Below are 13247 nucleotides of genomic sequence, written 5' to 3'. Positions count from 1 at the left end.
GCATTTAAACCTTAATATCAATAATGGCGCAATCCTTGCCGTAGTGCGTTAAGCGAAGCCATGCCGCAGGCTTTGCATCTTGCTCGCTACATCAAGCATCTTGCTCGCTACTAATACCCAATTTAAATGCATGACAGCTTAAGCTCATTTAACCTTGGCTTGGTGGGCAATGCCCACCCTACGGTATATCAAAAGTGAAGGCAATCCCAAAATGCAAATTTTCAGTGCCATTCCACTTTGGAGTAATCTAAGGGTTTAATCAACAACATTTCTGGTTTTATGAATACCAGCCAACCCCCCCAGACAAGAGCGCAACGGATTAACCAAATCATCCAACAGCGCCAACCTCTAGTCCAAAACATACAACAGGTAGAAAGCCATCTCGCGGAACTTGTCACAGCCCTACGCGAATTAGAGCGGTATCGCCAACGGCTGGATGTATCGTTCGGTGAGAGTGAAATTCGCGAGCAATTCAATACCATTCATCTCTCTTACTTGTTGCAACAGCTTCAAGTTGAATCTGAGCATCTGAACAGTCTGCAAAAACGATTCTCACGTCCCACCTTAAATATTGGTGTTGTCGGATTAATGGGACAGGGGAAAAGCACATTACTAAAAACCTTAAGTGGACTGACAGATAATGAAATTCCGGCACTCGAAGGAGGTGCTTGCACGGCAGTTCGCAGCAAAATTGAAAATCGGCAAGAGGACTCTTATGCTCACAATAACGCCAGGGAAAATACGACACAATTTAATGGCGTAAGCTCCAGTTTATATGGTATTCAAGAGCAGATGGTTTTACCTAAACCCAATCCCTCTGTTCACGTTGAAGTTACGCTGCATTCGGAATCATCCTTTTTAAATGAAGTTATTTATCCCTATTACGAGGAACTGGGTTTGACGGAAAAACCCTATAGCTTAGATGAGTTCGCCAACCATGTATTTCCTGAACAAGGCGTAGCCGGAGCCAGTCATGAAGAAATGTACAAACGCCTCTGCTACGATTATCATCAAAACCTCCGTCACTATCGATCCTTGCTTCAGTCTGGAAATCCGCGATCGCTAAAAATTAAGCCTGAGGAAATTACCGATTATGTTACGCAGAAACGCGATGGTACTCAACAGAATAACTTAACCGCATTCAAACACTTGGCGGTGAAAGAGGTTAAGATCGTTTGTCCGTTTCAAAATCCGGATGTGGGCAAAATTGCGCTGGTCGATGTTCCGGGTTTAGGCGACTCCAAGTTAGGCGATGAAACGTTGATGTTAGAAACCTTGGGTAATGAAGTGGATATGGTTTTGTTTATTAAACGACCTGATCCGCAGCGTTATCAATGGCAATGCCTCGATACTCAGTTATATGATAAAGCAGCACAAGCGCTAAATGATCTAGAAAAACGGTCATTTATGGTTTTAAATTATAGTCGCAGAACCGAGAATCTTAGAGCCTGTCAACGTCTTAAACAAAATATTGATACGATTCAGGTTGTACAAACTGAAATAGCAGATTGTTCTGATCCAGATGATGCGAACCGAGTCTTTAATCATGTTTTAGACTATCTCATGGTAAATATTCAAGACTTGGATCAACGATACGCGAGTCGTTGCCAAAGTAACCTGCAACAATTGCATCAGCAGATTCACCAAGCCCTGGAACAATCAAATCAAGCTTTGGGATATAATACAGGAGAATCTCGCCAATTTAGACGATTATTTGAGCAACTGTCTCAGGAACTCATCCAAGGACTTTTAGAACTGAGAAATCAACTGAAAGAGCAATCTGAAGCCATTGATCCAGACTTTCAGATAGCGGTGCAAGCCGCGTTGAAAAACTGTCAAACCGATAAAGGAATTCCAGAGACGGATCAGGAAATTATTAGCCGTAGTTGTGAGTTTGAGTTTAAAGAATCCTATCAAGCTATCTACCGCGTTTACATTCGGGAACTGCGAATTCATTTATCGCGGCATTTTTTACAAGTTGATCAAGGATTGAGACTATCGATTGATAAAGTGAAATCATTGGTGACTGATGTTTTAGTCAATCAAGGTAAGTTGGGCGAATTAACCTCAACCCGAGGTGCTGAGTTTCTCAAAGACATGGCGGATTTACTAGGACAACGGGGAAACCAATTAGAGTTAGGCTTTAGAACGCTTTGGGAATTCGAGTTTTCTTACGGAAGTGTTCTATTACATTTAATTCGCAAACAGCTTGATGAGATCCTGCAATCAGATATTGATTTAAGTCTGGCGGAAGTGTTCGGAATTTTACCTGATCCGTCCAATGCTTCAGAGGTACTCAGAAATCTAGAAAAACTGCATGAGCAAGCAGTGACGGCTTGTCAGGAAACATTAAATAGTTGGCTAACAGCACCCAGTCAAGCTCGTTATTATATGGTGCAGGAATTTATCGATTTGGTTATTTATGCCAGAGACATGAAGCGAGAGTGGGAAATTTTCCTGAGTGATGAGGATATTCGGGCAAAGGTTTGGTTAGAATTTAAGGAGTTAGAAACCCGGAAGCAAGACCAACAAAATTGGCGTCAGGCGGTGTCAAGAGTGGCAACAATGAATCAGGCGTCAGCGATGATATTTATCAGTAATTTATAGTTAATCTAGTCATTTTTTCCTTTGTCCATAATTAGAACTTCTAGATGTGGTGGCAGGTTTTGAAGCACTAACGTAACCCTAAGTAGGTTGGAAACAGTATTAAAGAGTGGATAAGCCTCACCCGATTGGGGGAACGGGATGGAGGAAGTTAGGTGCTGCTAAATCTTGCTACAGTAAGCTATTCCAATGAGAAAGTTGAGTTTTCTACATTAGCTGATTATCTCTAGGTAATATGACTTATTTTTTAGGCAAAATCAGCCAATATTTAGCTAAATTTCAAAAAATACAGCCAGCTTATTCTGCTTTACTAGGATGGTTACTCATTTCTCTAGTAGGACTCAGTGCTTGCGGACAACCTGCCAATCAGAGTAACGTTTCAACTCCAATCTCCCCACCTGAATCTGACTTATCCGAAACCGAGTTATCCCAACCTGAATCCCCGACACCCAATTCAGCAGAAACTCAATCCCCAGACAGGACGGAATCTCGTGTCCAACGTCGAGTTAAAATCTTTTTTCCGATCGCGCGATCGCAAGATCCCACCAACGTCAAATCCGTTTGGCGAACCCCATCTAGTCAAGGAGTTGCCCAATTTGCGATCGCCCAACTTCTCGCTGGTCCTACCTCCTCAGAGAAACAGCAGGGACTTGCTACCGTTCCCTCTCTAACTGGAGAGTCTAACTGTGGTCAAGACTTTACAATTTCGATCAATAATGGCGTGGCTCAATTGCAATTCTGCCGAAACATGATTCACGACGGTATTGCAGATTCAGTGCGAACTACAACTGCCATTGAGAAAACGCTTAAACAATTTTCTACGGTTAGTCATGTAATAATACTTGACAAAAATGGAAACTGTTTGGGTGATGAAAGTGGGGATAACCTTTGTCTAGGAAAAGGCTCGACTCCCGTGAAGCTAACTCCCCTCTCTCAAATTGCGATTAATGGTTTTGGACCTGTAAATATAGGCATGACTGTTGACCAAGCATCACAAGCGGCAGGATTTGATTTAATTCCTGTTAGCTCAAACCCTAATCCGGTTTGTAGTTACTATAAGCCTACTCAACTGTCCGAAGGACTTAATGCTAATTTTATGGTCAGGAACGGACGTATTGCCCGAATTGATATTAAAGACTCTCGCCCGACAACAGTCAGTGGAGCAAGGGTTGGCGATACAGAAAACCAGGTTAAATCTCTTTATGGGGAACGGCTTCAAGTGAATCCTTTACCCAATTCCGAACAGGGTCATTTCCTGACATTTGTTCCCCAAAGCCAAAGAGACCAGAATTTACGCCTTAAGTTTGCCACAGATGGAACTAAGGTGACTCAAATTATTATCGGGAAACGTCCCGAAGTCGATTATATCGAAGGCTGTCTGGATATCGTCCCTGGTGGAGTCTAATTAAGTTTTAATTAATGATGAAAAAAATTAGCGCAATTGCCCTAATAATGGCTTTGTGGATACTCGGCAACTGTAAATTAGGTGTTACTCAAGCTGCCTTATCCAGTCAACGTCGTTCGTTTAAACAATGGTGTCTTCAACAAGAGAGTTTGTCCGATGAAGCGAAAAAAACAGTGGCGGTACTGTTAAACAAGGCAGGCACAAATAATTGTGAACAAGCCGATCATAATCTGTCAAGCCGCACTCAGCTTAACCTCAGAATCCAAAACATAACGGATATACGCCCTCTTTCTGGATTAACGAATCTGAGAACGCTTTACCTCGGCTCTAACTTGATCTCAGATGTCAGTCCTTTAGTCGAACTCACGAATCTGAAGAAGGTTGACCTTAGCCATAACCAAATAACAAATGTTAACCCTCTGTCTGAACTAACTAATCTAGAATGGCTTGACCTTGGTCATAACCAAATAACAAATATCAGCCCTCTGTCTGGACTAACTAATCTAGAATTTCTTAACCTTAGCCATAACCAAATTACCAATTTTCGGATTATTTCTGCGCTAATTAACTTGAAAGATATTGCTCTCAACAACAACCAAATTACAGATATTTACCCTTTAGCTGAACTAACAAATCTGAGACGGATTTCCCTCAATAATAATCAAATTACGACTGTTCGTCCTTTAGTCCAACTAACAAATCTGGAGTCGCTTTACATTGGTAATAACCAAATCACAGATATTCGCCCTCTTTCTCAACTCACGAATCTGAGGCAGCTTGCCCTCAATCATAACCAAATCACGGATATTCGTCCTCTTTCTCAACTCACTAATTTGACGGGTCTTGCGCTCAGTCATAACCAAATCACAGATGTTCGTCCTCTTTCTCAACTCACTAATCTGGAGTGGATTCATCTCAACTATAACCAGATAACCAATATCACCCCTTTAGTTAACCTTAACAACCTAACTGGACTTGATCTTCACTCCAACCAAGTTACTAATGTTACTCCTTTAGTTCAACTCAAAAACCTAAAGTGGATTGACCTCAGATTTAACCAAATCACCGATATTAGCTCCCTTTCTGGATTAACGAATCTGATGAGACTTTACCTTGAAGGCAATCCGATTATACCACCGACTTGTCCATCCACTTACTCATATATTTGCTTTTGGGGAAATAGTGATGAGGAGTAAACTTGCCCTGCACTTTGTTTAATGACTCTCATGCAAGGCTTAATCACTGTTATCATTTCTCACCCTACCATCTGGCATGATAGTATGGCGGAAATTCACGTCGGTTAAATTGGCATTTCGCAGGTTAGTATCCCGTAAATTTGCATAGCTTAAATCAGCATAAGACAAGTCAGCCTCTTCTAAATTGGCATGACATAATTTGGCATCAGTTAAATCAGCACCATTGAGGTTGGCACTAGCTAAATTAGCATAACTAAAGTTGGCTGATGTTAATTCTTCATCACTCAAATCGATACCCTTCAAGTTGGCATGACTAAAGTTAACTTCACTGAGTCCCCCAATAACGCTGATGCGGAAATTATTTGGGAAATGACTGATATAATAACTTAGATCAAAACCACTCAAATCAGCCCCAGACTCAATCAAGATTGCTCCCTTTTGAGTTAGGTCAACGTCAACTACAGCATTAATACAAGAGCCATAGAGAGTGCGTGTGAGTGTGGCGTCACTCAAATTGACTTTGATAAAACTACAAACACCCGTTAAATTAGCACCCGTTAAGTTAGCCTTGCTCAGGTTGACATCATTTAACTTAACACTTACGGAGAAGCAAGCGTGAGTCAGAGAAGCTTGGCTGAGATTAGAACTTGACAGATTGACTTCCTCAAAATCAATGTTACTCAAATCTGCACCACTTAAATCGCAGTTGTTCCAAGATGATTGAAGTGCAGACATACAACTTAGATTTGCCCCAGTTAGATAGGAATTTTTGAGCAGAGTGTGATCTAAGCAAACATTACTCAAATTAGCATAACTAAGATTGACCTGATCAAAGTCTGCTCCCCCCATAAAATTTGCATGGCTTAAGTTGGCATAACTTAGATTTACCCTATGCAAATTAGCTCCCCCCAAATTGGCATGGCTTAAGTTTATGCCACTCAAATCAACATTGCTGATTGCTACGCCATTTAAATCCACACCCGAAAAATCTCTTTGACCCGCTTGATAACATCTAATCAGTTCATCCTTGTTCATGTCATGCTCCCAGAATCGGAATGATTATACCAAATCCAACAATTTATAATTTCATCTTGCACCTCACGTTACGTTAGGTTATCGGACAAATAATTATAGAGTATTTAATCGAACGCTATGGTGAAGGTCATCTTGCGCCACCAATCAGTTCACCCTTGCGTGCCAAATACCTGCAATGGATGCATTTTCCGGAGAGAACCATCAACCCCTATGTCAATGCTATACGAGGTTTGCTCGCGTCACACCTGCGATAGTTGCTGCCATGCGGGAGGAACTTGACATCGCGATCGCGTTTGTTGACGAAGAGTTAACCTATAATACCTACATTGTCGGAGACGATTTCACTGGTGCAGACATTATGCTAGCCGTCAGCTTGTTGTCATTTATTTTAAAAACTTAACCCTAAAAGACAATAATTATGAGTACAATTTAGACTATTATCAACAAACACTGAGAGTCATAATGGAAGACAAAACCTATCCGATTCTACGAGCTAAACAGATTGCCGACAGTATGCAAACCTTTTCACATCCCTGGAATCCCAATTCCGAAATATCTGGGACTTATTTAGGGCGGACAGTTGGACTAAAGCGCACTGGAGTTAACTTTGCCAGAATTGCTCCGGGTAAGGAATCCTTTATTTATCATTCCCACTATCGCGAGGAAGAATGGATTTACATCCTATCAGGGAAGGGGATTGCGGAAATTGACGGGGAGGAATTTGAAGTCATTTCAGGAGACTTCATGGGATTTCCAACGCCTTCGGTTGCACATCATCTTAGAAACACGGGCGACGAAGATCTTGTATATTTAATGGGAGGAGAAAACTTAGACATAGAAATTGCTGAGTTTCCCAAGCTGGGAAAACGGATGCTTCGTCGTGGCAATACCATCGAAATTTATGACTGTTCTGATGCGAAATCTTGGAAATCATTAGACACCTAAGATAGGTTTTATAGTTTTCCATTTTGTAGCGTAATCTCATGCAATTTGACTTCACCCAATGAGTTCATCCAATCGGGTGAAGACGGGTGCGGCTTACATGGAATGTATGGAGCCAATAAATACCGAGCGGCTTATTTGGCTCGGCTTCAATCCCAATTAGCAGGGGTTAAAGCGATGCCGAATTAAGCCTCAATGACTTTTATCATTCCTTTTAATGACTTAACGCTATGGCAAAAGCGCGATCGCCTTGTTATAGTAAAAGTAAAAAATGAGTGTCATTCGGATCAGGAGGTAATCCTATGGAATCAAAACCACGCACCTTTAAAGAAACAACTCTACTATTTCTAGGGGGTGCTGCTGCTGGACTAATTATTTTTGCCCTATTCGGCGGTGTATGGCAAGTCACTCACTTTTGGTGGGTGATGACAGCAACTACACTATTCTGTGGTTTATTAGCCGTAGTGTTCCGTCAAAATTTCCAGAAAATGTTAAATGCTATAATGGATAATGCTCCTTGGATTTAGGAACAGAAATAATAAAATTTATGGTAATTTATAACTAGCCACCCGTACCTTTAAGTCTCCCTCTTGGGGAGGGTAGCTAAAAATAAAGGCTCCTTCTTGAATTTCACCACTGGACAAAAAGTTAATCGTTTGTTCCCCTGATTCTTGAACTCCCGATGCTGTTGTGAGTTCCGCCACCACCTGAACAGATTCCGCCGTTTTCCCGCCGCTATTAGTAACGGCGAAGGGGACATAAAATTGTCCTTCTACTTGGCTAATTTCTACTTGTTTAATAGTTACACAGAGGATAGGGGGTTGACTGTCTCTACCCAGTCCTCTAAATGTGACCAGTCCCACAATTGTAATTAAAATGAACAGGGCAATTGTAAAGCTGACCCACTCCGCCGGGGAACGATGAGAGGAGTTCGTTTGATCGGAAGACTGATCACTCATATAGCAATCCTATTTAAGTCGTGTCCAAACATCTGATAATTTTGGGGAATGGGGAACACCTCGGACTTCGGCGTGAGCGCTCAGTCGAACGCTTCGCTCGGTGTGTCATGGGCAATGGGAAAGAGTTTCAAAGCTTTTTTCTATTTTTTGATTTTTCACAACCTATTTAGGATTGCTATATCATATTGCTAAACGTCCAGCAGCACCACCAATTGTTGCAGGTAGCCCTAATAACAGCGTATACCGCAACCACAAAAACCACGGATCACTCAAGCTAAGACGGTTGAAGAACCACAACATTAAAGCCGAAGCTAGCAGTGAAATCAAGTAGGAGAGAATAGTTTTCCCGATAGGCGTTGGCAAGATCCCGTTGAGGAGGTGGTGTTGGTGTTGGTTAGCAAAGCCAGCAGCAAAAACAATTCCGTAGGAAATAAATAGGGATGCAGCTATAATTATCAGTAGCCAAGGGGATGAAGCTGAAGCTGCTAGGGTGGGAATTTCGTCAGTCGGGGCAATGCTAAAGGCGACAATAATTGCACCGATTAAGGTGGCACTAATATCAGCTATCATCGTCCGTAAACCCCGTTTTTTGATCGGCTGTAAGTATTGACTGGAGTCAGATTCAGCCGATTGTTCCGGCAGTAGCGATCGCGCCATCGCTACACCCAAGGAAAATGGCACACTCTCAAAAATAACTTTTCCTAATGCTTCATCAATGGGAGTTTCTCCGGTAATTCGACGCAGCAAAATTAGAATAAATGTCGCACAGACAATGCCAATTGCCAATGCTTCCACACTTTCCATAGCGGCATGAAGCATCCCATCGCGGCTGCTTTTGCGAAACCCTTCGCTGCGATTAAATAAAAACACCGTCATATACGTAATGCTCAGAACCCCCAGTAAGATGATAGGCTCAATATATGAACCTATCCACCAAACCTCCATGGTATAGAGCAGAGGAATACCAAATAAAAATCCGCCAAAAGCACCTCGAATGAGCTGATGAAATTCCCTTGACCACGCCTGCGATTGCTGTTGATTATGAATTGGTTCTATCATAATAATTTTAAAGTATAAAATATCGATAATTGATGTTTAATGCATAACAAACAAATCAAGATCATCCGTTTTGAAGTTAGCATAGTCACCATCGATAAGCTGTCATGCATTTAAATTGGGTATTAGTAGCGAGCAAGATGCAAAGCCTACGGCATGGCTTCGCTTAACGCACTACAAGGCTTTCGCCATTAAGTGCGATCGCTGATATTGGGGATAGGATTAGCGGTGCTGTGGGTTTTAGCCACGAGTAAATGGGTTGACCGTTATTTGTCACGACTGATTAATTGGGCGTTGCAGCGCTGGACGACGCTGAATGTGCAAGATTACACCAGTTTGCTACGTCTGTCTGGTGATTACACCGTAATGGAGATGGAAGTACAACCAGACGATTGGTTAGCAGATAAAGAGTTAGGGGAGTTGGGGTTGAGACAAGAAGGCGTGGTGGTGCTGGGAATCCAACGGGAGAATGGTCGCTATGTGGGCGCACCCAAAGGACACACTCACATTTGTCCGGGTGATGTATTGATTTTGTATGGTCGATTACCCTTGCTGAATGAGTTAGACCAACGAGGTGCGGATTGGACGGGCGAACAGTCTCACCAAAAAGCCGTTGCCCAGCAGCAACGGAACTTGGCAAAACAAAATCGGGAAGAGGCAGAGGATAATCTTTAGAGCGTCGGTTTCAGCATACCAAAGGACAAAGGATAAAAAACGAATTGAGGAAAAGAGTCGGTAGACCGCAATGCTACAATCAGATGGGGTAAGGGGGAAAGCTAAGTTTGATTCGCCATAAATTAAGGTCAATCCGAAATAGATTAGCTACATTAAAAAAACTATTCATGGTAAACCTTAATCGAGCGCTGCACTGAATCAGGGCAGTTAGGTAAGCAAAATACCCCACATTACTACGCTTTGAGGGATATAGCTATGCAGTCGGAACAACAACAGCGAATCATGGGCTACTTTATGGAGGAGGCACAAGACCACCTCAATACCATAGAGCAAGGTTTGCTAAATCTGCAAAGCACCATCGAAGACCCTGAGACGCTGAACGAAATGTTCCGCGCTGCTCATTCGGTCAAGGGTGGAGCCGCTATGTTAGGACTCAATAGCATTCATCAAACTGCCCATCGCCTAGAAGATTACTTTAAAATCCTTCAAGAGACTCCAATCCAAGTAGATACTCAGTTAGAAACCCTGTTGCTGCGAGTTTTTGATACCCTCAGCGCTCTGTTAAACCAGCTTCAAGGTTCTGATGGCTTGACCGACGAAACAGCTAGCCCGATTATGTCTGATGCTGAGCCTGTTTTTGAGCAACTTAACAGCTATCTGCAACAGTTAGTCCAAAACTCTCAAGCGGCTGGTGATACTCCTACCCTAGCCAACTCCTCTCAATCCTCTAGTAAAGGAACAAAAACCTTGCCCGCCACCTTTAAGCGAGATGTCTTAGTAGAACTGCGGGAGATGTTGCAACTGTATAAGCAGTCGGATACTCCCGAACATCGCCACGCCCTGCAAGAACATTGCCAACAGTTGATCGAATTAGGCGATCGATTGGACTTACCGGGGTGGGGTGAACTATTAGAGATATCAAAACGTGCGATCGCGAATCCCGAGAATTCCTACCGCTTACTCGCTAGCGTCACCATTAAAGAAATTAAACAAGCTCAAGAATTAGTGCTGACTGGGCGATCCGCCGAGATTGTACCCAGTGAACAACTCAAAGCCCTTGCACCAGATGCGACAACAGTCGAATCAACCACAGCATCTGATGCTAGCACCTATTCTTCCCCTCAACCCACTTCTGCATCCGAGGAATCTAACCACAATCACAAAGAAAACACCCATCTCTCCGATAGTCGAGATACCTATATCCAAGCAGAGGATACCTATATCCAAAACCCAAACGAAACCGCCCGGTTCAGACGCGATCAACTCCAATTCTCGACGGTTCAATCCTCAAACTCTATCTCTCCTCTCTCTGATCAGGGCGAACCCGAAGTGGGTATTGCCGAACTCAATAGTTTAGCCGATATTTTTGAAACTCAAACACCTGATTTAGATCAAACTTGGCAAGAAGAAGAAGATGTTATCAACCTAAACGATAAATCCTTAAACTCGGATTCAGATGATTTTCTGGATCTTGAAGACTCGAATGATTTTTCGGATCTAATTGGGGAGAGTGATGATTTAGAGGATTCAACCACCGATGATGAGTTAATGGAGGGGTTAACGGATGACTTCTCACCAGACGCGATCGCCAATCCTCAAGCCTCAAAAGAATCATCAGATTCCCTGGATATCTCATCCAGCTTAACCGATGACTTTTCTGATCTACTATTTGAGTCAGATAGCTCAGAGGATTCAGACCAGATGAGTCACTCAGACGATGACTTGAATGGTTTATTTGGTGAGAGTTTCTTTGACGAGGAAGGAGAAGCTTCGTCAGCGGAAATTCTCAGTCATTCTGAACTTGAGGATTTGGATGTAGAGGAGAACTTTCCTCAATCCCCCCTTGAGGGCGATGAAACAGTCTCAGAGTCCGACTGGGACTTTGATGACCTGCTAGAAATTTCTAGCACTGAGGAAAATGCCCAAACCCTGGGAGAATCAGTAAATCAGGACGATTTAGATCTGGAAGACTATCTAGAAAGTAATGATTTAGATCTAGAAAACCAGTTAGACAATAACAATCAAGCTGAGACAATCGACATCGAATCAGCAACACCAGAAGCGGGGGATGTATCAAATCCCTTTGAAGAAACATCTCTCGACGATTTTGATCAAGAAGCTTGGGAAGACTCAGAAGACCTCCCCGATTTTGAGGCGCTCGATGATTTCTTTGATTCAGAACCTGGAGTTGAATCAACACCAGTCGATAGCTTGACTGAGCCAGAAAACGATTCTATCGTTGAACTGCCTACATCCACGGATGAAGCGTTATTGCATGAAAGCACAACTTCAGCCCAAAAGGATGGAGATAGTTCGGAGTCATTGTTTGAGGAACAAGGCGACGAAATTCTGCCAGAAGTAACAGAAGATGTCGCCGAACTCTTTGCTGAAGAGGGTCAAGAGTCACAAGGCTCAACGGCACAGGTAGAAGATTTTGATATCGATTGGTTAACGGATGAATCTCAAGGGACACAACAACCGTGGACATCGGAAACTGAATCAGCAGCTAATCTATTTGGCGATTGGGAAACACCACAGGCTCCATCTAACGAAGATTTAGACGACTTATTTGTTGAAGACGGAGAGGAGTCATTTGATTCAAATACCCAAGTAGAGGATTTAGAGGCAGATTGGCTAAGTGATGAGTCTCAACAGACACCGCAACCAGAAATATCGGACACCCAAGCGGATGTATGGGACGAGTGGGAAACTCCAGAAACAGCGCCGAGCGAAGACTTAGACGACTTATTTGGCGAACAAGAGGAGGAAGCCTTAGCCGAGAGCGCCGAGCCAGAGGATTTAGAGGCAGATTGGTTAATCGATGAATCTGTAGAGACACCGCAACCAGAAACATCGGACAGTGCTGCCGATCTATTTGGGGATGAGGAAATCCCAGAAACAGCGACGAGCGAAGACTTAGATGATTTATTCGGCGAACAAGAGGAGGAAGCTTTAGCAGAGAACACCGAGCCAGAGGATTTAGAGGCAGATTGGCTAACTGATGAGTCTCAACAGATAGAGCAACCAGAAACATCGGACACCCAAGCGGATGTATGGGGCGAGTGGGAAACTCCAGAAACAGCGACGAGCGAAGACTTAGACGACTTATTTGGCGAACAAGAGGAGGAAGCCTTAGCCGAGAGTGCCGAGCCAGAGGATTTAGAGGCAGATTGGTTAATCGATGAATCTGTAGAGACACCGCAACCAGAAACATCGGACAGTGCTGCCGATCTATTTGGGGATGAGGAAATCCTAGAAACACCATCGAGCGAAGACTTAGACGACTTATTCGGCGAACAAGAGGAGGAAGCCTTAGCCGAGAGCGCCGAACCAGAGGATTTAGAGGCAGATTGGTTCACTGATGAGTCTCCAGAG

The 13247-nt window shown here is 43.1% G+C and carries 11 protein-coding genes; 8 read left to right on the top strand and 3 right to left on the bottom strand.

Features of this window, described 5'->3' with window-relative positions; genetic code table 11:
- The first annotated feature begins 279 nt into the window (after nt 1-279).
- The 3 genes from RH949_RS27985 to RH949_RS27975 all read left to right on the top strand — a co-directional run bounded on the left by RH949_RS27985 (nt 280) and on the right by RH949_RS27975 (nt 5205).
- Entirely contained in the window at nt 280-2607 is a 2328-nt protein-coding gene (locus tag RH949_RS27985) for a hypothetical protein (RefSeq protein WP_446357769.1), read from the top strand.
- Nucleotides 2608-2839: 232 nt separating this feature from the next.
- Nucleotides 2840-4009: a hypothetical protein gene (locus RH949_RS27980; protein ID WP_446357767.1), complete on the top strand. Its 1170-nt coding sequence runs from the start codon at nt 2840-2842 to the stop codon at nt 4007-4009.
- Nucleotides 4010-4023: 14 nt separating this feature from the next.
- Nucleotides 4024-5205, top strand: a complete 1182-nt coding sequence (locus tag RH949_RS27975) for a leucine-rich repeat domain-containing protein (protein ID WP_446357765.1) — start codon at nt 4024-4026, stop codon at nt 5203-5205.
- A gap of 39 nt (nt 5206-5244) precedes the next feature.
- Here RH949_RS27975 and RH949_RS27970 read toward each other — a convergent pair whose 3' ends face one another.
- Complete coding sequence (locus RH949_RS27970) at nt 5245-6240, bottom strand: pentapeptide repeat-containing protein (RefSeq protein ID WP_446357763.1); 996 nt, start codon at nt 6238-6240, stop codon at nt 5245-5247.
- Between the two features lie 175 nt (nt 6241-6415).
- Here RH949_RS27970 and RH949_RS27965 point away from each other — a divergent pair, with 175 nt between their 5' ends.
- From RH949_RS27965 to RH949_RS27955, 3 genes are all read left to right on the top strand, one after another.
- The gene (locus RH949_RS27965; RefSeq protein WP_446357761.1) at nt 6416-6640 is read left to right on the top strand and encodes a glutathione binding-like protein; all 225 of its coding nucleotides are present in this window, start codon (nt 6416-6418) and stop codon (nt 6638-6640) included.
- Nucleotides 6641-6702: 62 nt separating this feature from the next.
- Nucleotides 6703-7185, top strand: a complete 483-nt coding sequence (locus RH949_RS27960; RefSeq protein WP_006106046.1) for a cupin domain-containing protein — start codon at nt 6703-6705, stop codon at nt 7183-7185.
- Nucleotides 7186-7484: 299 nt separating this feature from the next.
- Nucleotides 7485-7709 carry a hypothetical protein gene (locus tag RH949_RS27955; RefSeq protein WP_446357759.1) on the top strand — a complete coding sequence of 75 codons (225 nt, stop codon included), beginning with the start codon at nt 7485-7487 and terminating at the stop codon, nt 7707-7709.
- 18 nt (nt 7710-7727) lie between these two features.
- On the opposite strand, the gene RH949_RS27950 is transcribed toward RH949_RS27955, so the two are convergent.
- Together RH949_RS27950 and RH949_RS27945 are read right to left on the bottom strand one after the other, a co-directional pair.
- Nucleotides 7728-8141: a TIGR02588 family protein gene (locus RH949_RS27950; RefSeq protein ID WP_006106043.1), complete on the bottom strand. Its 414-nt coding sequence runs from the start codon at nt 8139-8141 to the stop codon at nt 7728-7730.
- A 180-nt stretch (nt 8142-8321) separates the two neighbouring features.
- A complete protein-coding gene (locus RH949_RS27945; protein WP_006106006.1) occupies nt 8322-9200 on the bottom strand; it encodes a TIGR02587 family membrane protein in 879 nt (292 codons plus the stop codon).
- A gap of 192 nt (nt 9201-9392) precedes the next feature.
- Between RH949_RS27945 and RH949_RS27940 the strand changes: the two genes are divergently transcribed.
- Nucleotides 9393-9872: a TrkA C-terminal domain-containing protein gene (locus tag RH949_RS27940; RefSeq protein ID WP_006106011.1), complete on the top strand. Its 480-nt coding sequence runs from the start codon at nt 9393-9395 to the stop codon at nt 9870-9872.
- Nucleotides 9873-10127: 255 nt separating this feature from the next.
- The coding region (locus RH949_RS27935; RefSeq protein WP_446357756.1) for an Hpt domain-containing protein at nt 10128-13247 on the top strand (3120 nt) is incomplete at its 3' end.

Origin of the sequence: Coleofasciculus sp. A1-SPW-01, from assembly GCF_040217205.1 — a bacterium.
In the GTDB taxonomy this organism is placed as follows: domain Bacteria; phylum Cyanobacteriota; class Cyanobacteriia; order Cyanobacteriales; family Coleofasciculaceae; genus Coleofasciculus; species Coleofasciculus chthonoplastes_A.
The sequence above is the reverse complement of the archived record's forward strand: the minus strand, read 5'-3'. Positions and strand labels throughout refer to the sequence as shown.

What these genes read in the sequence shown, in the direction of transcription:
- RH949_RS27985 (WP_446357769.1), top strand. Translation starts at nt 280, where the DNA reads ATGAATACCAGCCAACCCCCCCAGACAAGAGCGCAACGGATTAACCAA.
- RH949_RS27980 (WP_446357767.1), top strand. Translation starts at nt 2,840, where the DNA reads ATGACTTATTTTTTAGGCAAAATCAGCCAATATTTAGCTAAATTTCAA.
- RH949_RS27975 (WP_446357765.1), top strand. Translation starts at nt 4,024, where the DNA reads ATGATGAAAAAAATTAGCGCAATTGCCCTAATAATGGCTTTGTGGATA.
- RH949_RS27970 (WP_446357763.1), bottom strand. Translation starts at nt 6,240, where the DNA reads ATGAACAAGGATGAACTGATTAGATGTTATCAAGCGGGTCAAAGAGAT.
- RH949_RS27965 (WP_446357761.1), top strand. Translation starts at nt 6,416, where the DNA reads ATGGATGCATTTTCCGGAGAGAACCATCAACCCCTATGTCAATGCTAT.
- RH949_RS27960 (WP_006106046.1), top strand. Translation starts at nt 6,703, where the DNA reads ATGGAAGACAAAACCTATCCGATTCTACGAGCTAAACAGATTGCCGAC.
- RH949_RS27955 (WP_446357759.1), top strand. Translation starts at nt 7,485, where the DNA reads ATGGAATCAAAACCACGCACCTTTAAAGAAACAACTCTACTATTTCTA.
- RH949_RS27950 (WP_006106043.1), bottom strand. Translation starts at nt 8,141, where the DNA reads ATGAGTGATCAGTCTTCCGATCAAACGAACTCCTCTCATCGTTCCCCG.
- RH949_RS27945 (WP_006106006.1), bottom strand. Translation starts at nt 9,200, where the DNA reads ATGATAGAACCAATTCATAATCAACAGCAATCGCAGGCGTGGTCAAGG.